The organism is Luteibacter sp. 329MFSha (genome assembly GCF_900111665.1).
Taxonomy (GTDB): Bacteria; Pseudomonadota; Gammaproteobacteria; order Xanthomonadales; family Rhodanobacteraceae; genus Luteibacter.
Genome location: NZ_FOJE01000001.1, coordinates 529319 through 552972 on the forward strand (window position 1 = coordinate 529319; position 23654 = coordinate 552972).

Below are 23654 nucleotides of genomic sequence, written 5' to 3' on the forward strand. Positions count from 1 at the left end.
TATCAAGGGGGAATACCTATGAAAGCCGTCACTTTCGCACGGGCGACGGGCGTCGCCATCCTGCTGTTCGCCAGCGGCGTCGCCGCGGCCCGGTCCGACGACACGCCGCCGGACTCGATCTGCAGCGTCGTCGGCACGGCCCAGCGTTACGTCGGGACCACGGTCACGGTCAGGGGCGTCGCCAGCACCGAGGGCAAGGTCACCACGCTCTCGGACACCCAGTGCGCCGCCTCGTTGAGCCTGAGCATGGACGACAACGCCAGCAAGAAACGCGACGTGTCGGCGTTCCGCCGGACCGTCGGCGAGAAGGGCGTGAAGGCCGATGCCACCGTCTTCGGGCGCTTCAAGGCCACCGGGGACGCGAAGGCGCCTTACGGGATCGACGTCTACAGCGTGCGCGACGTCAACGAGCTGCCGGCCGCGGAAGGCGGCTGACCGCGCGGCGCTGGCGCGCCGCACGGACGATCCGCTAGGCTTCCGGGCTCCACGGCCATGCCGGGTTCGAGCCCGGTCGCGCCGTTTTCGCCAACGGATGCCCGATGCAGCAGCTGGACAAGGTAAGGGTCGGGGTGATCGGCCTCGGATACGTCGGGCTCCCGCTGGCCGTCGAGTTCGGCAAGCGCTATCCGACCCTTGGGTTCGACATCGACGCCTCCCGCGTGGAGGAGCTGCGTGCCGGCACCGATCGCACCCTGGAGGTGGACAAGGTCGCGCTCGACGCCGCGGCCCGGCTGACCTACGCCAGCGACCTGGACGCGTTGCGCGAGTGCACGGTCTACATCGTCACCGTGCCCACCCCGATCGACCGGGCGAAGCGCCCCGATCTGACGCCGCTGACGCGTGCCAGCGAGACGCTGGGGAAAGTGCTCAAGCGTGGTGACGTGGTCGTCTACGAATCCACGGTCTATCCCGGGTGCACCGAAGAGGTCTGTGTCCCGATCCTCGAACGCGAGTCGGGTCTCGTGTTCAACGAGGATTTCTTCGTCGGCTACAGCCCCGAACGCATCAACCCGGGCGACCGGCAGCATCGCGTCACGACGATCCGCAAGGTCACGTCTGGATCGACGCCGGCGACCGCGGAGTTCGTCGACGGCCTCTACGCCAGCATCATCGACGCGGGCACGTATAAGGCGAGCGCCATCAAGGTCGCCGAGGCCGCCAAGGTCATCGAGAACACGCAGCGCGACCTCAACATCGCGCTGGTCAACGATCTGGCGATCCTGTTCAACAAGCTTGGTATCGACACGCTGGAAGTGCTGGAAGCCGCGGGCACGAAGTGGAATTTCCTCCCGTTCCGACCGGGGCTCGTCGGCGGCCATTGCATCGGCGTCGATCCGTATTACCTCACGCACAAGGCGCAGGAGGTTGGCCACCATCCGGACGTCATCCTCGCCGGTCGTCGCACCAACGACGGCATGGGTCCGTACATCGCGGGTGAGCTGATCCGCCTGATGGTCTGCAAGGGGCTCAACCCCGTTGGCGCGCGCGTGCTCGTGCTGGGCCTGGCCTTCAAGGAAAACTGCCCCGACCTGCGCAACACGCGTGTCGTCGACATCATCGCGTCGCTGAAAACCTATAACGCGACGATCGACGTCCACGATCCCTGGGTGGATGCCGCGGAGGCCGAGCACGAGTACGGCCTGCGCACCGTCGCGGCGCCGGACGCCGGCGCGTACGACGCCATCGTCGTGGCCGTGGCGCACCGGCAGTTCCACGCGCTGGGCGCCGAGGGCATCCGCGCCTTCGGCAAGCCGGGCGCGGTCATCTACGACGTCAAATACGTGCTGCCGCGCGACGCGGTGGACGGCAGACTCTGAAGCGGAGCGGATCGATGAAGGTACTGGTCACCGGCACGGCGGGCTTCATCGGGTCGCACGTGGCCATGCGGCTGCTCGAGCGGGGCGACGAGGTGATCGGCCTCGACAACCTCAACGACTACTACGACGTGACGCTGAAGCAGGCGCGCCTCGACCGTTTCCGCGATCATCCGCGCTACACCCACGTGCATGCCGACCTTGCCGACCGCGAGGCCGTCGCCCGGGTGTTCGCGACGCACCAGCCGCGACGGGTGGTGCACCTCGCGGCGCAGGCGGGCGTGCGTTACGCCGCGCAGAATCCGCACGTCTACGTGTCGAGCAACGTCACCGGCTTCCTGCACGTGCTCGAAGGCTGCCGCGACCTCGGCGTCGAACACCTCGTGTTCGCGTCGACGAGTTCGGTCTATGGCGCCAACCGCACGATGCCGTTCTCGGAGCACGATTCGGCCGAGCATCCGCTGACGCTGTACGCCGCGACGAAGAAAGCCAACGAGCAGATGGTGCACAGCTACGCGCACCTCTACGGCATCCCGAGCACCGGCCTGCGTTTCTTCACGGTATATGGGCCGTGGGGACGTCCCGACATGGCGCTGTTCCTGTTCACCCGCGCGATCCTCGCCGGCGAACCGCTACGCGTGTTCAACCACGGCCGGCATCGGCGCAGCTTCACCTACGTCGACGACATCGTCGAAGGCGTCATCCGCTGCCTCGATCGGCCGCCGACCGTCGACACCGACTGGAACGGCGCCTCGCCCGATCCGTCGTCCAGCGGCGTGGCGCCGTTCCGGCTCTACAACATCGGCAACGAGCAGCCGGTCGAGCTGCTCGACTACATCCGTCGGCTGGAGCAGTGTCTCGGCCGCGAGGCGATCCTGGAGATGCTCCCGCTGCAGCCCGGCGACGTGCCCGACACGGCGGCCGACGTGAGCGAGCTGCAACGTGCGATCGACTACGCGCCGCAGGTGTCGGTGGAAGAGGGCGTCGACCGCTTCGTCCGCTGGTACCGCGATTACTACAAGGCCTGACCCGGCATCCTTCGGTGGGATCCGGCCGCGACAGTTCTCGCCAGGGGCGACAGGCCCTGCGGCCCACGGCCCCAACGGCGTCGCGGCCAGGTCCGCTCCAACAGGCATCGGCCGCTTGTGGGAGCGGACCCGGCCGCGACAGCTTTTCGCGGGGCGCATCAGGCCCCGCGGCTCACGGCCCCAACGGCGTCGCGGCCAGGTCCGCTCCAACAGGCATCGGCCGCTTGTGGGAGCGGACCCGGCCGCGACAGCTTTTCGCGGGGCGCATCAGGCCCCGCGGCTCACGGCCCCAACGGCGTCGCGGCCAGGTCCGCTCCAACAGGCATCGGCCGCTTGTGGGAGCGGACCCGGCCGCGACAGCTTTTCGCCGGACGCATCAGGCCCTGCGGCTCAGGGCCTCAACGGCGTCGCGGCCAGGTCCGCTCCAACAGGCAGCGGCCGCTTGTGGGAGCGGACCCGGCCGCGACAGCTTTTCGCCGGGCGCATCAGGCCCTGCGGCTCACGGCTCCAACGGCGTCGCGGCCAGGTCCGCTCCAACAGGTAGCGTGTGGGAGCGGACCCGGCCGCGACAGCTTTTCGCCGGACGCATCAGGCCCTGCGGCTCACGGCCCCAACGGCGTCGCGGCCAGGTCCGCTCCAACAGGTAGCGTGTGGGAGCCGACCCGGCCGCGACAGCTTTTCGCCGGACGCATCAGGCCCTGCGGCTCACGGCTCCAACGGCGTCGCCACCAGGTCCGCTCCAACAGGCCTCGGTGCCGTGTGGGAGCGGACCCGGCCGCGACAGCTTTTCGCGGGGCGCTCAGGTCCCGATGCGCCCGGCTCCAACGGCATCGCGGCCAGGCCCGCTCCCACCGCGGGAGACCTCCCGCGCAAGGTACGGGGCCGTGCGGCTATCCGCCGCCGCGGCCACCTCGGTCGGCGGACCCGACGCGACGATCCGGCCGCCCGCCGCGCCCGCGCCGGGTCCGACATCGATGACCCAGTCGCTGCCCGCCACCACACGCATCTCGTGTTCGACGACGACGACGGTGTTGCCGGCGTCGACCAGCCCCTGCAGTTGCGTCACCAGCTTGTCGACGTCCGAAGGGTGCAGGCCTGTCGTCGGCTCGTCGAGCACGTAGAAGTTGCTGCCGCGCTGCGTGCGCTGCAGTTCGGTCGCCAGCTTGATGCGCTGCGCCTCGCCGCCGGATAGCTCCGTCGCGGGCTGTCCGAGGCGCAGGTAGCCGAGTCCGATGTCGCGCAGGAGCAGGAGGGGCTTCAGCACGGCCGCCTCGTCGGCGAAGAATTCACAGGCCTCCTCGACGGTCAGACGCAGGACCTCGGCGATGTTCTTGCCGTTCCAGACGATCTTCAGCGTCTGTTCGTTGTAGCGCGCGCCGTGACAGGTGGGGCAGGGCGCGTACACGCTCGGCATGAAGAGCAGCTCGACGCTGACGAAGCCCTCGCCTTCACAGGTTTCACAGCGCCCCTTGGCGACGTTGAAAGAGAAGCGCCCCGCGTCGTAACGCTTCGCCTTCGCCGCTTTGGTGCTCGCGAACAGCTTGCGTACTTGGTCAAACAGACCGGTGTACGTCGCGAGGTTGGAGCGGGGCGTGCGCCCGATGGGTCGCTGGTCGACCTGCACCAGACGCGTGATCGCTTCGGCACCGGCGTGGATGTGGCCGCCGCCAGGGGTGAGGACGCTCGGTTCCTCGTCCTCGTCGTCGGGACGGGAAGGCTCATGGCCGAGATGTTCGCCGAGCAGCTCGACGAGCGCCTGGCTGACGAGGCTCGATTTGCCCGAGCCCGAGATGCCCGTGACGGCCGTGAACGTTCCCAGCGGGAAGGCGACATCGAGGTTCGAGAGATTGTTGCGCGTGATGCCGCGCAGTTCGAGCCAGCCGCGCGGCGTCCGGAGCGTACGCGATGCGACGCTGTGCCCGCCGAACAGATAGCGCGCGGTATGCGATCCGTGTACCTTCGCGAGTCCCTCGGGCGGGCCGCTGTACAGGATCTCGCCGCCACGTTCGCCCGCGTCGGGGCCGACGTCGATCAGCCAGTCCGCACGGCGCATCACGTCGAGATCGTGCTCGACCACGAAGATCGTGTTGCCCGAACGCTTGAGCTGTTCCAGCGCGGCGAGCAGCGCTTCGCCATCGGCAGGATGCAGCCCCGCCGACGGCTCGTCGAGCACGTAGACCACGCCGAAGAGGTTGGAGCGAATCTGCGTCGCGAGGCGCAGGCGCTGCAGTTCTCCCGGCGAAAGGGTGGGACTGCTCCGGTCCATCGAGAGGTAGCCGAGTCCCAGCGCCTGCAGGGTGCCGACGCGTGCGACGAGGTCCTGTGCGATGCGCTGCGCGGCGATGCGTTTTTCCGCCGAGAGATTCGGGGTCCGGCGCACGTCCGAGGAACCTTCGTGCGACGCACCGCCGCCCGCCACGCGCTTCGCCGTCGCCGCCTTGCCCGCGGCGCGGCTGCGCGTCGTCGCGGTGCCTGCGTCCTCGAATCGTCCCTCGGCCGCCGGGCGCAACGTCGTGGCCAGCTCGTCGAACGACATCGCGGCGAGGGTGCCGATGTCGACGCCTGCGAAGGTCACCGAGAGCGCTTCGCGCTTGAGCCGCTTGCCACCGCAGACGGGACACACGCTGCCGACCATGTAGCGCGACACCCGCTTCTTCATCAGCGGACTCTGCGTGGTGGCGAACGTGTGCAGCACGTAGCGCCGCGCGCCCGTGTAGGTGCCCATGTAGCTGGGCTCCGTCCTGCGCTTGAGCGCCGCGCGCGTCTCGGCCGGCGTGAAGCCCGCATAGACCGGTACCACGGGCTGTTCCTCGGTGAACAGGATCCAGTCGCGTTGTTTCTTCGGCAGGTCGCGCCAAGGGACATCGACGTCGTAGCCGAGCGTGACCAGGATGTCGCGCAGGTTCTGCCCGTGCCACGCGGGCGGCCATGAGGCGATGGCGCGCTCGCGGATCGTCAGCGACGGATCCGGCACCATGGTCTTCTCCGTCACCTCGTAGACCTTGCCGAGGCCATGACAGTGCGGACAGGCGCCCTGCGGGGTGTTGGGCGAGAAATCCTCGGCGTACAGCATCGGCTGCCCCGGCGGGTAGCTGCCGGCACGCGAGTAGAGCATCCGTACGAGGCTCGACAGCGTGGTGACGCTGCCGACCGACGAGCGCGTGCCCGGCGTGCCGCGCTGCTGTTGCAACGCGACCGCGGGCGGAAGCCCCTCGATGTCGTCCACGTCGGGGACGCCGACCTGGTCGATCAGCCGTCTGGCATACGGCGCCACCGATTCGAAGTAGCGGCGCTGCGCCTCGGCGTACAGCGTGCCGAACGCCAGCGACGATTTACCCGAGCCGGAGACACCGGAAAACACGACGAGGGCGTCGCGCGGCATCGCGACGTCGATGTCCTTGAGGTTGTGCTCCCGCGCACCGCGAACCCGGACGAAACCCTGGTTCGCCATGGCGTCCATCCCGTCGTTTCGCTTCTTCATGCCGCCATTATCCCGCGCGGGGGGTGCATGGGCCGTGTCGAGCGATCCTCAGTGGGAGCGGACCCGGCCGCGACGCCGTTGGAGCCGTGAGCCGCAGGGCCTGATGCGCCCGGCGAGAAGCTGTCGCGGCCAGGTCCGCTCCAACGGCCCGATGCCTGTTGGAGCGGACCTGGCCGCGATCGCCTTTTGCGAGGAGTTCCAGGCCGCGACGGTTCCGCTTAGCCCGCCGGTTCGGCGAATTGTTCGACCATCAGGTCGATGAACACCCTGACCTTGCGGGCCAGATGCTGGGCCTGAGGGCGTACGACGAAGATACCGACCGGGGGCAGGGTATACGCGGTCATGATCGGCCTCAGCGCGCCACTCGCGAGGTACGGCGCCACGACGATGTCGCCCAGCGCGGTGATGCCCACGCCGGCCGCGGCGGCCTCGGCGAGCGCGAACGCGCTGTCCGCCTTGAAGCGCCCTTGCGGATGAACGGTGTAGGTCGCGTCGTCGCGCTGGAAATGCCAGGCATCGGTACCGGGCGTGATCGCGGCGTGCTTCGCGACCGCCCAAGGGCCCTCGGGCTCACCGTGCGACGCGAGGTAGTCCGGGCTGGCATAGAGTCGTACCGGCACTTCGCCCACCTTGCGAGCGACGAGGCTGGAGTCGGCCAGATAGCCGACACGAACGCCGCAGTCGAAGCCCTCGGTTACGAGGTCCACGTAGCGATCGTTGAAACGCGTGTGCACCTGTAGCGCCGGATGCCGACGCGCGAGTTCGGCAAGTGTGGGTGCGAGCTGCGCGGCGAACGAGGCCGGGGCGGCGATGCGAAGCAGGCCATGCAGCAGGCCGTCCGGCGACAACTCTTCGCGCGCCCCGTCGATGATCGCGCAGACGTTTGCCGCGTGTTCCTTGAATGACGAGCCCGCCTCGGTCAGCGCGGCGCCTCGCGTCGTCCGCGCGAGCAGCTGCACGCCGAGCGTTTCCTCGACACGGAGCAGCCTGCGGCTGACGATGGATTTGGCAAGGCCCAGCCGGCGGGCGGCAGAGTTCACGCCGCCCGCGTTGGCGATCTCGACGAACGTCCGAAGATCCTCGATCTCCATGGCGATCCTGTCCCGGAAGGAGGTACGACCATAGCGCCTTGCCGGCGGACTGTCTTGCACGAACGGCGTGGCGCGGGAGGTGTCGGGCAAAACCGTATCGGCCGCCACCGAGGGTGTTCCTCATTTCGCGACACAGAATGCCAAAACCGGCGGCTAGTGTGGGCCCGGCGGGTGGTCCATCTTCGTTCTCGACCCGCCCGGAACCGCCGGGCTTCATCGCCTTCGAGGAACCTCCCATGTCGGACACCGCCAAGCCCCGCATCGCCCTCATCATCGGCTCCACCCGCGCATCGCGCTTCGCGGACGTGCCGGCCCAATGGATGCTGCGCCAGGCGCGCGCACGTGACGACATGGATGTCGAACTCGTCGACCTGCGCGACTTCCACCTGCCGTTCTTCGACGAATTCGCGTCGAATGCGTACGTGCCGAGCACGAGCCCCGAGGCCGTGCGCTGGCAGGAGACCATCGCTCGCTTCGACGGCTTCATCTTCGTGGTCGCCGAATACAACCACTCGATGACGGGCGCGCTGAAGAACGCGCTCGACCAGGCTTACTCGGAGTGGAACCACAAGCCGTTCACCGCGATCGGTTATGGCGGGGTGGGCGCGGCGCGCGCCATCGAGCACCTCCGCCTCGTCGGGATCGAGCTGCAGATGGTGTCCACGCATGCGGCCGTCCACATCGGCGGCAGCGACTTCTTCACGATCTTTCCGGCCGTCGGCAACCAGCCGATCGAAACCATCGAGCCGAGCCTGCTGCCGTCCGCCACCGTCGCGCTCGATGAGCTTGCCTGGTGGGCGCGCGCGACGATGGTCGCTCGTGCCGTGACCGCCTGACCGTACCGCCCACTAGCGTGAACGAACACGAGAAACGCCCCATGATCACCACCGACAGCAGGCTCCGCGCGACGCGCGCCGTCGCAGGCACCGCGCTTCGCAAGGTCGTCATGCGCACGCGCGGACGTGGCCACGGCGAGATTTTCCGACTCATCAGCCCGGGCGACCTCGGGGAGCATCTCAAGCCGTTCGTCTTCCTCGACAGCTTCGGCGGGGTCATGAGCGAGTTCGCCGAGCGTGGCGGCATGCATCCGCACTCGGGGATCGGCACGGTCACCGTCTTCACCCGGGGCGACGTGCGCTTCGACGATCCCGACGCCGGCAGCGGGTACCTCGACTACGGCGGGGTGGAGTGGATGCGTGCCGGCGGCGGCGTCTGGCACGGCAAGGAGCTCTCGTCGGGCCGGTCGCAGCGCATCCACGGTTTCCAGCTCTGGCTCTCGCTTCCGCCCGAACTCGAGCTGGCCGAGGTCGACAGCCAGTACGTCGAAGCGAAGGACATGCACCGGGCGGGACCCGCGCACGTGATCGTCGGCAGGTACGACGGCGTGCAAAGCCCGGTCAGGGCACCGGCAGGCGTCAATTACCTGCTGGTCACGCTCGCGCCGGACGAGTCGTGGACGTACCGGCCGCCGCTCGGCCATACCGTGGGTTGGCTCGCCATGTCGGCGGGTAGCCTCGTGGGGCCGTCTGCCGCTGCGAACGGCGAGCTGCTGATCTTCGATTCGACCGACGGCGCGATCGAGCTGGCGGGTGGCGTCGAGGGTGCGACGTTCGTGCTCGGCTCGGCGATCCCGCACCCTCACGACCTCCACCTTGGGTACTACTCGGTGCACACGACGACGGAGGCCCTGCGCACCGGCGAACGGAACATCGAGACGCTCCGCCTGGCCCTCGAGCGCGAAGGCGACCGCACCCGCGCATCCGGCTCCACGCCGGTGTTCCGCGGCTGAAACACCCGCACGTCGGTCTGGAAAAGGAACAGGATGCCCGCTCACCGTGTCAGACCTCGTGCGTTCGGCTGCCCGGGGTATTGCGTGAACGTGCCACCGCGAGCAGGCTCGACGCCATCGTCCCGCGGAGGCCCGCCTTGATCCCACGATTCACCGACCACTCGGCCAACGAGCGTACCTATCTTGCCTGGGTGCGCACGGCGATCGCCGTCATGGCCTTCGGCTTCCTGATCGAACGGTTCGACCTGTTCCTGGCGTTCGCCGCGGCGGAGCGTGCGCACGCCGTGCCGGCGCTGCACGTCCGCCTGTCCGAACTGGTCGGCCTTGGCCTGATCCTCGTCGGCGCGCTGATGACGCTGCTCGCGACGCGTCGCTACCGCCGCAACCGTCAGCTGATCGCGGAAGAGGAGCTGCACGAGTACTCGGGCGCCGCGCCGGAGGGTGTACTCGCCACGCTCGTCGTGATCGTGGCGATCTTCCTCGTCGGCTACGTGGCGCAGCAGCTGATCGCGATCGCCTGACGGGCGCACGCGATCAGTGCACCGGCGGGCCCGAGAAGAACACCGCCAGCGCACGCGCGTCACCGGCGCGCACGGTGACGGTGCGTGAGGCCTCGGAGGGCCGCCAGCGTGGCGCGGTCATGCCGTTGGCGTCCATCGCCACGCCGTCCACCGTGATCGCTCCGTAGATCGGCAAAACGAAGAGGGCCCGGCCCGCGGCGACCGGCATCGTCCATTCCGCGCCGGGCTTCAGGCAGACGTCGAGCATGGTCACGTCCGTCGGCGGCGCGAGTGGCGAACGCACGTTCTCGTAGCCGCCGAGCGGCACCCGGACGCGCACGCCGGGCTTGAGCACGGTCGGCACGTCCTCGGGTTCGAGCGACAGCGCGGCCGCGGGCATGTTCCGATCCGCCGGCGCGAGGTCCACGAAGATCTGCAGCGAGTGCACGGTCTTGCCTTCGACGGCCGGTACCTCGTCGTGCGTGATGCCGCGGCCGGCGGTGGTCCAGTGCAGGCCGCCGGGCCGGATGAGGTTCTCGGTGCCGAGGCTGTCCCGGTTCTGCACGCCGGACTCGGAATCGAGGAACACGTACGACACGGCGGACATGTGCTGGTGCATGTGCGGCGGGAACGTAGGCGCGCTCATCCAGGCGTGGTCGACGCCGAGGAAGGGGCCCAGCTCGCCGGGCGCACCACGTAGCGTGGTGGCCCGGAAGTGCGAACCGAAGTTCATGCGATGCAGCTTCAGGAGGTTCATCGCGGTCACCGTCAGGCGATTTCGTCGGCGGACAGCGGCGCGTAGTCGATGTAGCCCTCGTCGCCGCCGCCGTAATAGAACTCGCGACGGGCTTCGTTCAGCGGCGCGCCGGTGCGGATGCGTTCGACGAAGTCCGGGTTGGCGAGCACCATCTGGCCGTACGATTCCATGTCCGCCAGGCCCGCGGCGACATCGGACCCGATGGCATCGCGCGGGCGGCCCGGGCGGTTCACGATGAGGCGGCTGTTCCACATCCCGCGTACCTCGCGCAGGAACGCGTCGTCGCCAAGATGCAGCAGATGCACGTAGGCGAGGCCGAGGGTGTCGAGTTCGGTGACGAGGTAGCGGTAGAGGTCCTTGCCCTCCGGACCCTCGTCGATGCCGTAGTGCGTGAGCCCCGGCGACAGGCGGATCGCGGTGCGGTCCGCGCCGATCTCGTCGACGATGGCGCGGGCGACTTCGAGCGCGAAGCGCGCACGATTCTCGATCGAGCCGCCGTACGCGTCGGTGCGCTGGTTCGCGCTGGGAGCGAAGAACTGCTGCACGAGATACGCGTTGGCGCCGTGGATCTCGACGCCGTCCGCGCCCGCCTCGATGGCGAGCCGCGCGGCGTGACGGAAATCCTGGACCGTCTGCGCGATCTCCGCCGTGGTCAGCGCGCGGGGTGCCGGGATGTCCTGCATGCCGCTGCGCGTGAACATCTGCGCGCCCGGTGCGATCGCCGACGGGGCGACGCCCTGCGTGCCGTGGGGCGTGTTGTCCGGATGCGACATGCGCCCGGCGTGCATCAGCTGCATGAAGATGTGGCCGCCCTTCGCGTGCACCGCGTCGATGGTCTCCTTCCAGCCTTCCACCTGCACCTCGTCATGGATGCCCGGCGTGGTCAGGTAGCCCTGGCCGGCCTCGGACGGCTGCGTGCCTTCGGTGATGATCAGGCCGACGCTGGCGCGCTGGCCGTAGTAGGTGGCCGAGCTGGTGCCCGGGCTGCCGTTGGTCTGCGCGCGCGAGCGGGTCATGGGAGCCATGACGAAGCGGTTGGAAAGCGTCAGGCGACCCAGGCGGACCGTTTCAAACAGGGTGTTCATCGCAGCATCCTCGGGCGGGACCACCCCGCCGCTCTTGACGCAAAGATTGGGCTGCCTCGCGGGCGGGATAAAGATGGTAATCTGGATCAAATTGATCCATTGGTGGAACGGTCGTGGACGATTACCTACGGGAAATGGCGCTGTTCGTCGAAGTCGTCAAAGCGAAGGGCTTCCGCAAGGCCGCCGAGGCGACGGGCATACCCAACTCCACGCTCTCGCGCCGTATCACCGACCTGGAAAAGTCCATCGGCCTGCGCCTCCTCCACCGGACCACCCGGCGCATCGAACTCACCGAAGCGGGGCAGCTGTACTACGAGCGCAGCAAGCGCATCGTCGACGAGGCGCGCCTCGCGCACGAACAGCTCGGCGACATGCTGGCGCAGCCCACGGGCGTCCTTCGTGTATCGCTTTCGGTGGATTTCGCACTGACGTTCCTCGCGCCGCTGATCGCGGAGTTCGCGGGCATCTATCCGGGACTCACGTTCGACTTCGACCTCACGCCCCGGCGGGTCGACCTCGTGAGCGAGCCCTACGACCTGGCGATCCGGATGGGCGAGTCCGCCGACTCCAGCCTCGTCGCGCGCAAGCTCGCCACGCTCACGCCGTATCTCTTCGCATCGCCCCGGTATCTCGAGCGCTCCGGCGAACCGTCGACGCCCGAGGAACTGCTGCACCACGAGTGCTTCTGCATCGCCCGCAACGGTCAGTGGCAATTGCACGGCGAAGGACGCGTGGTGGATCTTCCGATCGGAGGACGCTTCTACGCGAACAGCATCGGCATGATGAAACGGCTCGCGTCGCTCGACCAGGGCATCGTGCTCATGACGGAGCAGGTCGTCGCCGACGAAGTGGCCCAGGGCAAGTTGCGTCGCATCCTGCCGGGGTGGAACGGCAGCCCCATTTCCGTGTACGCGATGACCGAGACGCGCCTGGTTCCGGCGAAGACGCAGCGTTTCATCGATTTCATGAAGGAACGGCTGGCGGCTCGCTGAGCGCCTGGCGCAGCTGCACGAGCGCCGGGCGCTGCCGGCGCGATTGTTCGACGACGAGGTAGTAAGTCTCGTCGCCCTTGTCCACGCGCACGTCGAACGGAGCGATCAGCTTGCCGGAGGCGAGTTCCGCGTCGACGAGGATCTCCTGCGCGACCACCACGCCGAGCCCCGCCTGGGCCGCCTCGTACGCGATGGCCGAACTCTCGAAGTCGCGCCGACGTGCCATGTGCGATGGATCGACACCGGCGGCCGCGCACCAGGTATCCCAGTCGTCCGGTCGCGCCGTGACGCGCAGCAGCGTCTGCTCGGCGAGCCAGTTCGCGTCGACCGGGCGGCTGCGCTGCACGAGCGACGGCGAGCAGACCGCCACGAGCACGTTGCTCACGAGGGGCGTCGCTTCGTGGCCGGGCCAGTGTCCGTCGCCGAGCCGGATGGAGGCGTCGACGTCGTTGCCGGGAGTCCACTCGGACGACGTCGTCAGGCGGATCTCGATCTGCGGATGCGTCACCTGGAATTCGCTCAGACGAGGAATGAGCCAGCGCGTCGCGAACGTGGTGTACGAGTGCAGGCGGAGGATGGTGCGGGTGCCGTCGCGGAGCATGGCCGCCGTCGCGTTGCGCAGGCCTTCGATGTGACCGGCCACGCGCTGGAAATACGCCGCGCCGCTCGGGGACAGCGCGAGACCGCGGCCTTGCCGTTCGAACAGGTTGGTCTCGAAGAACTCGTCGAGCACCTTGAGCTGCCGGCTGATGGCGCCGGGCGTGACGAACAGCTCGTCGGCCGCGGCACCGACCGCGCCCGTCCGGGCGACGGCTTCGAACGCGACCAGCGCGGTGAGGGGCGGAAGCGGGCGCATGACACTTTCCATAAACTCAACGATTGACCAAAAATAGTCGATAGTCCTCCCCGCTGTCGAGGTGGAGACTCTCTCCCATGCCGCGAATCCGCGGTCGATATCCCCCCTGTCGAGGAGTCTTCACATGATCAAGGTCTACAACCCGGCCGACGGCAGCGTCGTCGGCGAAGCCCCCGAAATGACCACGGCCGAGGTGCTGGCCGCCGTGGACCGCACCTGCGACGCCTTCCCGGCGTGGTCGCGCCTGCTGGCCAAGGAGCGCGGCGCGAAGCTGCGCCGCTGGTTCGAACTGGTGAGCGCCGATCGCCGCGCGTTCGCCGAGCTGATGGTGAAGGAAAACGGCAAGTGCCTCAGCGAGGCCCTTGGCGAGATCGCCTACGGCCTGGGCTTCATCGAGTGGTACGCGGAGGAGGCCAAGCGCGTCTACGGCGACACCATCCCGACCCACGCGCATAACGCCCAGGTCATAGTCACGAAGGAGCCCGTGGGCCCCACCGCGGCGATCACGCCCTGGAACTTCCCCTTCATGATGGTCACCCGCAAGATCGCGACGGCGCTGGCCGCCGGCTGCACGATGATCATCAAGCCGTCGGAAGAAACGCCGCTCACCGCGTACAAGCTGCTGGAATACGCCCGCGAGGCCGGCATTCCGGAGGGCGTGTTCGAAATGGTGACGGGCGATCCGAAGACGATCGGCGAGGCGTTCACCAGCGACCCGCGCATCCAGAAGATCTCGTTCACCGGCTCGACCAACGTGGGCAAGCTGCTCGCGCGCAACAGCGCCGACACGCTGAAGAAGATGACCATGGAGCTGGGTGGCAACGCGCCGTTCATCGTCTTCGACGATGTCGACGTCGACGACGCGGTCGCCGGACTGGTCGCCGCGAAGCTGCGCAACTCGGGCCAGGTATGCATCTCGCCGAACCGCGTGTACGTGCAGGACGCGATCTACGACACGTTCGCCGCGAAGCTCAAGGTGGCCATCGAGCGGATCCGCGTGGAGCAGGGCCTGCAGGAAGACTTCGTGGTCGGTCCGCTGATCAACCAGTCGGCGGTCAACAAGGTGGATGCGCTGGTCGCCGACGCGGTGAAGCACGGTGCGACGGTGCTGTCGGGCGGTGAGCTGGCCAGGCCGGATTCGCTGTTCTACAAGCCGACCATCCTGACCAACGTTCCGGACGATGCGCAGGTGCGCACCACGGAAATCTTCGGACCCGTGCTGCCGCTTTACCGGTTCACGACCGAAGAGGAAGTGGTCAGGCGCGCCAACGACAGCGAGTACGGCCTCGTCGCCTATGCCTTCACGCCGAACCTCGGCCGCGCGTTCCGGATGTCGCGCGACATCAAGGCCGGCATGGTGATCCTCAACAGCGGTTCGGTCGGCACGGAATCGGTGCCGTTCGGTGGCGTGAAGCAGTCGGGCTACGGACGCGAAGGCAGCTATTACGGCATCCAGGAATACGTGAGCGTCAAGTACACGCTGATGGCGGGCCTCGACAAGTAACGTCGCCCGTTCCCCCCTCCCGCGCCGTCGTCCGGGTCACCGCGCGACGGCGCTTTCGTCTTCAGGATTCCCATGTCCACGATCCCGTCGATCGCCGGCACGCTCACGCGTGCGCAGGTCGCGAGCATGGCGGTCGCCACCGGCACGACCGTCGCGAACCTCTACTACAGCCAGCCGATCCTCGGCGACATGGCGGCGTCACTTCACGTGACCGGCGCGCAGGCGGGCGTCGTGCCCATCCTTTCGCAGGCCGGGTTCGCGATCGGCCTCGTGTTCGTCGCGCCGCTCGGCGACCTGATCGATCGCAAGCGGCTGGTCATCGCGCTGGAAGCGATGCTCTGCGTCGCCTTGCTCGCGCTCGGCGTCGCGCCGACCCTTCTCGCCGTCTACGTCGCCGCGTTCCTCACGGGCGTCTGCGCCACCGCCGTGCAGGTGATCGTGCCGCTCGCGGCGACGCTCGCTCCGCCGGAACGGCGGGGGCACGTGGTCAGCCAGGTCTTCACGGGCACGCTCACGGGCATCCTTTCCGCGCGGATCGTCGCCGGACTGGTGGCGGCATCGTGGGGATGGCGTGCCATCTTCGATCTCTCGGCGGTCGCCGCCGCGGGCGTCGCGTGCCTGACCGCCGCGATGGTGCCGTCCGAGGGCGTCCGCCATGGGCCGCCGTACCTCAGGCTGCTCGCGTCGACGGCCGCCCAGTGGGGGCGGTTCGCGACGCTGCGCCGGGTGTCGCTGCTCGGTGCGCTGACCTTCGGCGTCTTCTGCGCCTACTGGACGACGCTGACGTTCGAACTGCGCGGCGCGTTCGGCTTCGATACGCGGCAGATCGGCCTCTTCGGCATCGCGGCCGTGCTCGGCGCGGCCGTTTCGCCGCTGGCCGGAAAGCTCTCCGACCGGCTGAAGCCGTCGCGCATGCAGCTCGTCACGCTCGGCGTCCTGCTCGTCGGCACGCTGCTCGCGGCGGCCGGGGCGTCATCCGTCTGGCTCCTCGCGCTCGCGACGGTCGTCATCGACGTCGGCGTGCAGGCGACGCAGGTCAGCAGCCTCGCGCAGGTCTACGCGCTGGATCCGTTGGCCAACAGCCGGATCAACACGGTATACATCGCGACGTTCTTCACGGGCGGCGCGCTGGGAACCACGCTTGGCATCCAGGCCTGGCGCCTCGATGGCTGGACGGCCGTGTGCGTGCTGCTCTGCCTGCTCAGCGCCATCGCGCTCGTCGTCGCCTGGCGCAACGCGGGCGACCGGTCGGCGGCGGACTGATCGGTACCGTCGCCGGGAATGAACAATTATCGATGCTTCGTCCGATAAAGCGGACGGCAGGGCTCCGTAGACTTCGGTGTCCAGCCGTCGGGTGTTCGCCCGGTGGCGCGAAAGCGTTGCGCCGCGCCGCGCTGCGGGGAGAACCATGGTCGATCGACGCACCCGGCGAGGGCGCACAAGCCTAGAAAGACGTGATGTGGAGGTCGCTCTCCCGATGGAGGGGCGAGGGACCGTCGTCGCCAGGCGAATCGCTGTCGAGCGCGGCCGATGCGCGTTCGACTTCCTCGACGAGGCCCACCACGCCCGCGTCCACCGGATGCGGCATCGCGCGATCATCCCGGGCGAGCGTCGTCTGCACGACGATCGCCGCAGACCATACGCGCATCAACCGGGCATCGTGCGCAAGGGTCACGATGCGCCGTGCGCAATGCGCGGCATCTTCGTAATTTCCTGCTTCGAACAGCCGGACCAGAGCGATGGTGTCGTGACTGATCGCGCGAAGCGCATCGATGACGAACGGCTCGGTAGACATCGTTTGGTCCTGACGGCAGGGGACCCTGCAACGGCATTTCATCACACTTTTCCGGGCCGTGCCGTATGACAATCAGAAACCAGCCTTCCAGGAGCCGCGGCATCGATCGGTTCGAATCGATGCAGCTGCTGCTCAAGGTGGTGGAGACGGGAAGCCTTTCCGCCGCGTCGCGCGACCTCGACATCCCGATCGCGACGGTGAGCCGTCATCTGAGCGAACTCGAGGCACAACTCGGCGCGCGTCTTCTGGTCCGGTCGTCGCGGCGTACGATGCTTACCGAGGCCGGCGAGGCTTACGTCGCTTCGATCCGCGGCATCCTCGATCTGCTGAGGCAGGCCGAGCAGGCCGCGGCCGGTGCCTACAGCGAGGCCAAGGGGGCGATCTACATGACCGCGCCCGTCGTGATGGGGCGCACGCACATTGGCCCGCTGATCGCCGAGTTCCTCCAGATGCATCCGGAGGTCGACGTGCGCCTTCAGCTGTCCGACAAGGTCATCCCGCTCGTCGACAAGCAGCTCGACCTCGCGATACGCATCGGCCACCTTCCGGACAGCACGCTCATCGCCAGCGAAGTGGGCAGCGTGCGCCGCGTCACCTGCGCAAGCCCGCGTTACCTCGCTCGCCGTGGCATGCCACGCGTACCCGACGACCTCGCGGTCCACGATTGCGTCACCTTCGACAACCTGGCGACGCCCGAGGCATGGCGGTTCATGGAAGGCGGCACGACGCGCAGCGTGCCGGTCCGTTCCCGTCTGGTCGTCAGCGCCGCGGAAGCCGCGCTCGACGCCGCCGAAGCCGGGCTCGGCATCACCCGTCTCCTTTCATACCAGGTTGGCGACGCGGTCCGCCGCGGCGGCCTGGAGATCGTCCTTGAACGCTACGAGTTGCCCGCCTGGCCGGTCCACGTCGTGTACCAGGGGCTGCAGCGCATGCCGCGGCGTCTGGCCGCCTTCCTCGAGTTCGTCACGCCACGGCTGCGCGCTCGGCTCTCGGAAGAAGCCTCGTCGTTCGACCGCCGGGGCGGTTGAGTGCCCGTCGCCACCGCTTCTTTCCATGGGGCGGAAACCGGGTTGCCGCGAATGCGCGTGGTGTACCGTCGTCGGAGCCGCTTACCATCGGGTGAAAGCGCTTGCAACGTGGTGACGACGACGATGGAAGTACCCAGGGGCCCGAATGGCTAGTGCGTTACTGGAAGGCCTGTCCGGACACGTCTCCGCGATGTGCGTGCTCCGGGCATGGGAGGCGCGCCTTGGCGATGGCTCCGCCTGCGACGCGGCGGTCGTCGCCGTCGATCGGGACGATCGTGGTGGATTGACATGGCCGCGACGTCCCGGCTCCTTCGTGGCCTTCGTGCTGCCGCGGGACACGCCCGCTTACTGCCTGCTCGAGAACGGCGCAGCCGTGGATCGGCACCAGTCGCGAGGATCGATCCACGTGTGCGACCGCGCCCGCGAATGGACGTTGCGACCCATCGACGAATCCGTGCAGTTTCTCGCGGTGGGCTTCGAAGCAGGGGGCATGACGTCGCTTTGCGCGCCGGCCGGTTCGCGCTTCGTCGACTTCGAGCGCGACCGCGACGAGATGCCCCAGGCGGCTTCCGCGCTGCTCGCGCTGGCGCGAGGTATCGTCGCCCTCGCTCCGGTCACGGCGGCCCACGTCTCTGCAGCCATGGAGCACATGCTCCACGCCTTCCTGATCGGTCTGGCGTCGATGCAAGCGCGCTTCGCGCCCGACGGGACCGGAACGTCCGACCGCCTCGCCGCGTGGCAGGTCCGCAAGGCGACGGCCCTGATGCGGTCTCGCCTCGGCGAGAAGATATCGCTGCCGGAGGTCGCCGGATCGTGCGGGCTGTCGCCGAGCTATTTCGGTCGCCTCTTCAAGAAGTCCACGGGTCTGAGCACGCACCAGTGGATCATCGAGCAACGTGTCGCTCGTGCCCGCGTGCTGCTCGCATCGACGGACCTGCCCATCGTCGAGGTGGCGCATGCCTGCGGTTTCGCGGACCAGACGCATTTCACGCGCGTGTTCTCGCGACGCATGCAGATGAGTCCACGAGTCTGGCGCCGCGTCGCGTCGTGCAATCCGGCGGGCGCGCACGTGCCTCCATCCGGATGCGACGAGCCATTCGACGTTCCGTGCTGAGCCCGTCGTGACGGCGATCACTTGTCATGGAAGGTGTGGCGCTTTCGTCAAGAAGTGCGGGGGAATGCAAGCCCGTTCGGGACGCGCGGCCTAGTATCCGGTGACAAGGGTCCGACGTGTTCGGCCGTCCAGGGGTTCGCTCGGTGTGCATGGGATATGACGTCATCCTCGTCGGCCGGACGTGCTCCATGGACACGCTGGCGCGCCACGCCGGCCTTGGACGCGGACTGCGTGTGCTACACATGGAATGGCGCGCTCCGGGAGACGTGGCTTCGCCGATCGCCGACGGGGCCGGGCCGCCTTCGCTGCTTGCCGCGCGCACACGCGTCGCCGCCGATCGCGTCGTCTTCGATGGCCATCGCGTGGCCGGCGTCGTCGACGCCGACGGGCGCCTGCACCGATCGGCGAACGTCGTGCTCTCGGCGGAACTGATGCTCGGCCCCGCCATCCTGCTTCGATCGGGCATCGGACCGGCGGCGCGCCTCGAAGAGTTCGGCATTCCCGTCGTCCGCAACCTCCCCGTCGGCGAGCGCCTCCTCGTCAAACCGCGTTACCACATCGTGTACGGGTTGCCGCATCGGGGGAAGGACGAGCGGAACGTCGAGGCCCACGCGGTCTACGCCTGTCCGGTGCCCGGCACGGACATCGATCTTTCCCTCCTTCCGCTGAATATCGGGAACGCGCAGGACGATCCGGCGCTTCGCTCGATCGCGCTGGTCGTGTCGATGAGCCGCCCGGAGTCGGTCGGTTACCTGCGGCTTCGCTCACGCGATCCGCGCGTCGCGCCGCGTGTGACTTACAACCTGCTGGCGACGGCGGGGGACAGGAAGCGCATGCTCGGGGGCGTGCGTCTCGCCCGGGCCCTCGCGCGGCAGGGCGAGCTTTCGACGATGCTGGGGGAAGAGCGGGTTCCCGGTGTCGCCACATCGGACGAGCATCTCGAAGCGATGATCCTCGAACAGCTCGCGTCCGCCGCGTCGCCGTCGCCGCGTATCCCGATGGAGCTGGAGGACATCGCGGACGCGTCCGGATCCGTCCACGGTGTGGAAGGGCTTCGGGTATTCGACCCGCTGGGCGCTTGAGTGTCGTGATCGCCTGGATGACACTGCTCGCATCTCCCGAGCCGGCATCGCATGGACCTCCAGTCGCTTTCCGATTTCAACGTGGTCGCCCTGCATGGCGGCTTCAGCGAGGCAAGCCGCAAGACGGGGCGACCGAAGGCTTCGTTGTCGCGCCGCGTTCGCGAGCTTGAAGAATTCCTCAAGGTCGCCCTCGTCGACCGCGGCGCGAAGCCGTTCCGCCTGACCGACGAAGGTGTGCGCTTCCACGAGGAGACACGGGCGATGCTGGATCGCATCGACGACATCGCGACGGAGTTCGCCTCGACGGCCGAACATCCCAGGGGGAGCCTGCGCGTGAGCGCGCCCATGCTGTTCGCGCATCGCGGCATCGGCAAGATGGCGGCGCGATTCGCCCGCCGCTATCCGGACGTCCAGCTGGAGATCGTCGTCGACGATCGCTTCGTGGACGCGTTCAAGGATGGATTCGACCTCGTCATCCGCGCGAACCCGGAGCCGAACACCGAACTGGCGGGGCGGTGTCTCCGCCGCGACCGGGCCGTCATCGTCGCGGCGCCTTCGATTCCCGTGCCGAAGGACGGCGAGGGGTTCCCCGCCATCTTCCTCAGCGCCGCGCGTGCGCAGCGCACGTGGCACATCGACACGGAGGAGGGCGTCCTCGTCACGCATCCGCGCGAGGTGCTGTGCCTGTCGTCGTTGCCGATGATCTGGGACGCCGTTCGCGAAGGTCTCGGCGCGGCCATCCTTCCCGCGTCGCTCGTTCGCGACGACATCCGCGAAGGCCGCCTCGTGCGGTGGGGCGAGCGCGTCGGTCGGCCTATCGAGGTATGGGCGCTCTACCCCGAACAGCGTCGCGGGTCGCCCAAGGTCGTCGCCTTTCTCGACATGCTGGTCGAGGAGTTCAGCACCCACGACGTGGCCGACCCGTCCTCGACCGAAACGCGGTCGGGTCCGTGAAGGGCGATGCTTCACGATTCTGAAACGGTGCGTTTCAAAACGACGGATAGATAGCCTCTCCCTAGCGCGCTTACCATCGGGACGTTCGATACGCGGTCCCGCGCAGCCATCGTGTTCGCGCCGGAGTCGGCGTGAATCACGGGACAGCGCATGGCACACGTCGAAGAAATCGACGCGACAATCGTTTCAGGGGCAACTTTTCCGCCCGAAGACTGGACCGTGGACGCGTCTGGCAAAACGCTCTGCCATGGCGGCGTTCTCAGCGTGGGGCCGGGTGTCATTCGTCATGTGGCCGCGCTGGGCGCGGACGCCCAGGTCCTGTTCGTCTCCCTGGACGAAGCGACGGAATTCCGCGTGCGTGCCGTCGATCGCGACGACGACGTCGACGCCGGAGTGGTTCGCCTCCGCCCGGGAAACCGGCCATGGCTAGTGGAAGGCACGGGATCCCCGGGTCGAGTGCTGGTCATGCATTGCGTCGATGTCACCGGGAAGGCACTCAAGGGCCTCGCCTGGGCGGATGCGCCCGGCCTGCCGTGCGTGGACCGACCCCTGGTACAGATGGCCGGCGCGCTCGTCTCGCTCGCGAAGGACATCGATGCGCACGGCGACTCGATCGAGCACCTCGTCCGTGCGCTCGTCGCCCATCTCGTCGGCACCCGAGGGGCCGACCCCGCGAATGCGCAGCGTCGCCAGGAAGGCCTCGCTGCGTGGCAGGTGCGACGGGCGACCGATCTGATGCTTTCCCGTCTCTCGGAGCGGGTCTCGCTGCCGGAGATCGCCAGCGCTTGCGGTCTCTCTCCAAGCTATTTCAGCCGGCTCTTCAAGGTCTCGACCGGCTTGAGCACGTACCAGTGGTTGCTCGACCAACGAATTGAAAGAGCGAAGACACTGCTCGCGGACACGACGTTGCCTCTGTGCGAAGTCGCTTATGCGTGCGGATTCTCCGACCAGACGCATTTCACGCGAGCGTTCTCGCGGCGTGTGCGCACGACGCCGTTGGTGTGGCGACGCGAAGCCACGTGCGACCATGCCGATGGCGGGAGCAGTCATTCGCTGGGAGCCGGTGATGCGTAGATCACCGGCTCCCGTCGCTCAGGCGGCTTCGCCGCGGCGCACCACGGGGAAGTCGATATCCGTCTGCGCCGCCTCGTTGAGGAAGTTGGTGAACACGTTCTCCGCCACCAGGGCGATCACCTCGACGATCTGAGCGTCGGCGAAACCGGCGGCCCTGACTTCCGCCAGATCCGCGTCGCTCACGCGGCCACGGGCCCGTGCCACCTTAGCCGCGAACGCCACGGCGGCGTTCGCCGCAGGGTCGCTCGACGCACCCTGACGGTTCAGCGCGATTTCCTCCGGGCCGATCTTCGCCATGTTCAGGCCGATGTACGTGTGTGCGGAAAGGCAGTAATCGCAGCCGTTGACCTCTGCGACCGCGAGAGCAATGCGTTCGCGAGTCTTTACGTCGAATGTCTTCGCGAGCGTGCCCTGCAGCCCGGTGAGTGCGGCGAGCGCGACTGGGCTGTTGCCGGCGAGACGAAATATGTTCGGCACGACCCCAAGCTGCTTTCTGATGGCTTCGAGCGTCGGCCTCGAAGCAATGGGCGCGTCGTCGAGCGAGGGGATGTTGATGCGGGACATGACGTTCTCCTTGGAAATGCGATCGGCCGTTGGTGGCCTCGCTGGAGACCATGATGGAGCGCCGGGACATCCTCGATAATACGGTAGGATCGGTAAACATCCTGCCGGGAACTGGAAGAGTGGATCGTTTCGAGGCCATGTCGATGCTCGTCGCGGTAGCTGACGCGGGTTCGCTTACCGGCGCGGCGCGACTCCTGCGGGTACCGTTGCCTACCTTGAGCCGCCGAATCAACGATCTGGAGGCCCGGCTCGGCGCACGTCTTCTGCTGCGTACCACCCGACGGATAACGTTTACGGACGCGGGCAACGCGTATGTCGCAGCCGCCCGCCGCATCCTCGAGCAGCTCGACGACGCGGAGCGCGAGGCGGCGGGTGAGTTCCTTACGCCGAAGGGCGAGCTGGTGCTGGCGGCGCCCCTGCACTTCGGTCGACGGTACGTACTGCCCGTGGTGAACGATTTCCTGGCCAGGTTCCCGGACATCAACGTTCGGCTGCTCCTTTCGGATCGGAACGTGGACCTCATCGACGCGCACGTCGACATGGCCGTCCGCATCGGCCGCCTTCCGGACAGTGGGATGGTGGCGACGAACATCGGCGCCATGCGTACGGTCGTCTGCGCAAGCCCGGCCCTGTTCGATGGCCACGGCGTACCGCGAGCGCCGGAAGACCTGTCGGGGCTGCCAACGGTGGTAGCCGAAACGCACCTGCTCGCTTCCAACTGGCGTTTCCGTGCCGCGCAGGGACTCGGGGCGGTCGATGTCGCGGTAGTGCCGAGGTTGCGTGTCTCGACGACCGAGGCCGCCGTACAGGCCGCGGTCGCCGGCGTTGGCGCGGCGCGGCTGCTGCATTACCAGGTTGCCGACGATGTACGTCGAGGTGCGTTGCGCATCGTCCTGACCGAATTCGAGCCGGAGGCGATACCGGTGAGCCTGCTGCACGCGTCACGCGGACAGATGCCGCTCAAGATGCGCCGGTTCATGGATTTCGCGGTGCCGAAGTTGCGCGACGACCTGACCTCCATGGCGTGAGGGAAAACGTCCTGTACGCACGAAAACGGCTGGAAAGCTGATTTCCACTTGGGATTAACGTGCAAGCCATGATCCCGCGCCGCGGCAAGAATGTCCGCCTGGCCGATCGATGATGTTC

Annotated in this window: 22 protein-coding genes; 15 read left to right on the forward strand and 7 right to left on the reverse strand. The window is 67.9% G+C overall.

Annotated features, from left to right (window positions below):
* Positions 1 to 18 precede the first annotated feature (18 nt).
* From BMW54_RS02390 to BMW54_RS02400, 3 genes are all read left to right on the forward strand, one after another.
* A complete protein-coding gene (locus BMW54_RS02390) occupies positions 19 to 435 on the forward strand; it encodes a hypothetical protein (protein WP_090052682.1) in 417 nt (138 codons plus the stop codon).
* A 104-nt stretch (positions 436 to 539) separates the two neighbouring features.
* Positions 540 to 1817, forward strand: a complete 1278-nt coding sequence (tviB, locus tag BMW54_RS02395; protein ID WP_090052685.1) for a Vi polysaccharide biosynthesis UDP-N-acetylglucosamine C-6 dehydrogenase TviB — start codon at positions 540 to 542, stop codon at positions 1815 to 1817.
* Positions 1818 to 1831: 14 nt separating this feature from the next.
* Positions 1832 to 2842 (forward strand): NAD-dependent epimerase, encoded by a 1011-nt coding sequence (locus BMW54_RS02400; protein ID WP_090052687.1) that lies wholly within the window; start codon positions 1832 to 1834, stop codon positions 2840 to 2842.
* A 799-nt stretch (positions 2843 to 3641) separates the two neighbouring features.
* Here the strand turns inward: BMW54_RS02400 and BMW54_RS02405 are convergent.
* Positions 3642 to 6323, reverse strand: coding sequence for an excinuclease ABC subunit UvrA (locus tag BMW54_RS02405; protein WP_090052689.1), 2682 nt, complete (start codon positions 6321 to 6323; stop codon positions 3642 to 3644).
* Between the two features lie 218 nt (positions 6324 to 6541).
* The gene (locus BMW54_RS02410) at positions 6542 to 7522 is read right to left on the reverse strand and encodes a LysR family transcriptional regulator (protein WP_254779015.1); all 981 of its coding nucleotides are present in this window, start codon (positions 7520 to 7522) and stop codon (positions 6542 to 6544) included.
* Between the two features lie 128 nt (positions 7523 to 7650).
* Between BMW54_RS02410 and BMW54_RS02415 the strand changes: the two genes are divergently transcribed.
* The 3 genes from BMW54_RS02415 to BMW54_RS02425 all read left to right on the forward strand — a co-directional run bounded on the left by BMW54_RS02415 (position 7651) and on the right by BMW54_RS02425 (position 9724).
* A complete protein-coding gene (locus BMW54_RS02415) occupies positions 7651 to 8250 on the forward strand; it encodes an NADPH-dependent FMN reductase (RefSeq protein ID WP_090052693.1) in 600 nt (199 codons plus the stop codon).
* Positions 8251 to 8291: 41 nt separating this feature from the next.
* Positions 8292 to 9203 (forward strand): pirin family protein, encoded by a 912-nt coding sequence (locus BMW54_RS02420; protein WP_090052695.1) that lies wholly within the window; start codon positions 8292 to 8294, stop codon positions 9201 to 9203.
* Positions 9204 to 9340: 137 nt separating this feature from the next.
* Entirely contained in the window at positions 9341 to 9724 is a 384-nt protein-coding gene (locus tag BMW54_RS02425; protein ID WP_090052697.1) for a YidH family protein, read from the forward strand.
* Positions 9725 to 9737: 13 nt separating this feature from the next.
* Here BMW54_RS02425 and BMW54_RS02430 read toward each other — a convergent pair whose 3' ends face one another.
* Both BMW54_RS02430 and BMW54_RS02435 read right to left on the reverse strand, forming a co-directional pair.
* Complete coding sequence (locus BMW54_RS02430) at positions 9738 to 10460, reverse strand: pirin family protein (protein WP_090055609.1); 723 nt, start codon at positions 10458 to 10460, stop codon at positions 9738 to 9740.
* A gap of 11 nt (positions 10461 to 10471) precedes the next feature.
* A complete protein-coding gene (locus tag BMW54_RS02435) occupies positions 10472 to 11545 on the reverse strand; it encodes an alkene reductase (RefSeq protein ID WP_090052699.1) in 1074 nt (357 codons plus the stop codon).
* Positions 11546 to 11658: 113 nt separating this feature from the next.
* On the opposite strand from BMW54_RS02435, the gene BMW54_RS02440 reads away from it, so the two are divergent.
* Positions 11659 to 12537 carry a LysR family transcriptional regulator gene (locus BMW54_RS02440; protein WP_090052701.1) on the forward strand — a complete coding sequence of 293 codons (879 nt, stop codon included), beginning with the start codon at positions 11659 to 11661 and terminating at the stop codon, positions 12535 to 12537.
* Here BMW54_RS02440 and BMW54_RS02445 read toward each other — a convergent pair.
* Positions 12509 to 13393: a LysR substrate-binding domain-containing protein gene (locus BMW54_RS02445; protein ID WP_090052703.1), complete on the reverse strand. Its 885-nt coding sequence runs from the start codon at positions 13391 to 13393 to the stop codon at positions 12509 to 12511. The genes BMW54_RS02440 and BMW54_RS02445 overlap by 29 nt on opposite strands.
* A 124-nt stretch (positions 13394 to 13517) precedes the next feature.
* Between BMW54_RS02445 and BMW54_RS02450 the strand changes: the two genes are divergently transcribed.
* Both BMW54_RS02450 and BMW54_RS02455 read left to right on the forward strand, forming a co-directional pair.
* Positions 13518 to 14897, forward strand: coding sequence for an NAD-dependent succinate-semialdehyde dehydrogenase (locus tag BMW54_RS02450; RefSeq protein WP_090052705.1), 1380 nt, complete (start codon positions 13518 to 13520; stop codon positions 14895 to 14897).
* Positions 14898 to 14969: 72 nt separating this feature from the next.
* Complete coding sequence (locus BMW54_RS02455) at positions 14970 to 16160, forward strand: MFS transporter (RefSeq protein ID WP_090052707.1); 1191 nt, start codon at positions 14970 to 14972, stop codon at positions 16158 to 16160.
* Between the two features lie 181 nt (positions 16161 to 16341).
* Here BMW54_RS02455 and BMW54_RS02460 read toward each other — a convergent pair whose 3' ends face one another.
* A complete protein-coding gene (locus BMW54_RS02460; RefSeq protein WP_139206015.1) occupies positions 16342 to 16764 on the reverse strand; it encodes a hypothetical protein in 423 nt (140 codons plus the stop codon).
* Between the two features lie 47 nt (positions 16765 to 16811).
* Between BMW54_RS02460 and BMW54_RS02465 the strand changes: the two genes are divergently transcribed.
* The 5 genes from BMW54_RS02465 to BMW54_RS02485 all read left to right on the forward strand — a co-directional run bounded on the left by BMW54_RS02465 (position 16812) and on the right by BMW54_RS02485 (position 21944).
* Positions 16812 to 17720, forward strand: a complete 909-nt coding sequence (locus BMW54_RS02465; protein WP_217642584.1) for a LysR family transcriptional regulator — start codon at positions 16812 to 16814, stop codon at positions 17718 to 17720.
* Positions 17721 to 17865: 145 nt separating this feature from the next.
* Positions 17866 to 18834 carry a helix-turn-helix domain-containing protein gene (locus BMW54_RS02470; RefSeq protein ID WP_090052711.1) on the forward strand — a complete coding sequence of 323 codons (969 nt, stop codon included), beginning with the start codon at positions 17866 to 17868 and terminating at the stop codon, positions 18832 to 18834.
* Positions 18835 to 19022: 188 nt separating this feature from the next.
* Positions 19023 to 19916 (forward strand): GMC oxidoreductase, encoded by an 894-nt coding sequence (locus BMW54_RS02475; RefSeq protein WP_175472735.1) that lies wholly within the window; start codon positions 19023 to 19025, stop codon positions 19914 to 19916.
* 51 nt (positions 19917 to 19967) lie between these two features.
* Positions 19968 to 20870 carry a LysR family transcriptional regulator gene (locus BMW54_RS02480; protein WP_090052715.1) on the forward strand — a complete coding sequence of 301 codons (903 nt, stop codon included), beginning with the start codon at positions 19968 to 19970 and terminating at the stop codon, positions 20868 to 20870.
* 150 nt (positions 20871 to 21020) lie between these two features.
* On the forward strand, positions 21021 to 21944 hold the full coding sequence (locus BMW54_RS02485; RefSeq protein ID WP_090052717.1) for a helix-turn-helix domain-containing protein: 924 nt from the start codon (positions 21021 to 21023) through the stop codon (positions 21942 to 21944).
* An 18-nt stretch (positions 21945 to 21962) separates the two neighbouring features.
* Here BMW54_RS02485 and BMW54_RS02490 read toward each other — a convergent pair whose 3' ends face one another.
* Positions 21963 to 22508, reverse strand: a complete 546-nt coding sequence (locus BMW54_RS02490) for a carboxymuconolactone decarboxylase family protein (RefSeq protein ID WP_090052719.1) — start codon at positions 22506 to 22508, stop codon at positions 21963 to 21965.
* Positions 22509 to 22540: 32 nt separating this feature from the next.
* Here BMW54_RS02490 and BMW54_RS02495 point away from each other — a divergent pair, with 32 nt between their 5' ends.
* A complete protein-coding gene (locus BMW54_RS02495; RefSeq protein ID WP_254779017.1) occupies positions 22541 to 23536 on the forward strand; it encodes a LysR family transcriptional regulator in 996 nt (331 codons plus the stop codon).
* Positions 23537 to 23654: the final 118 nt, after the last annotated feature.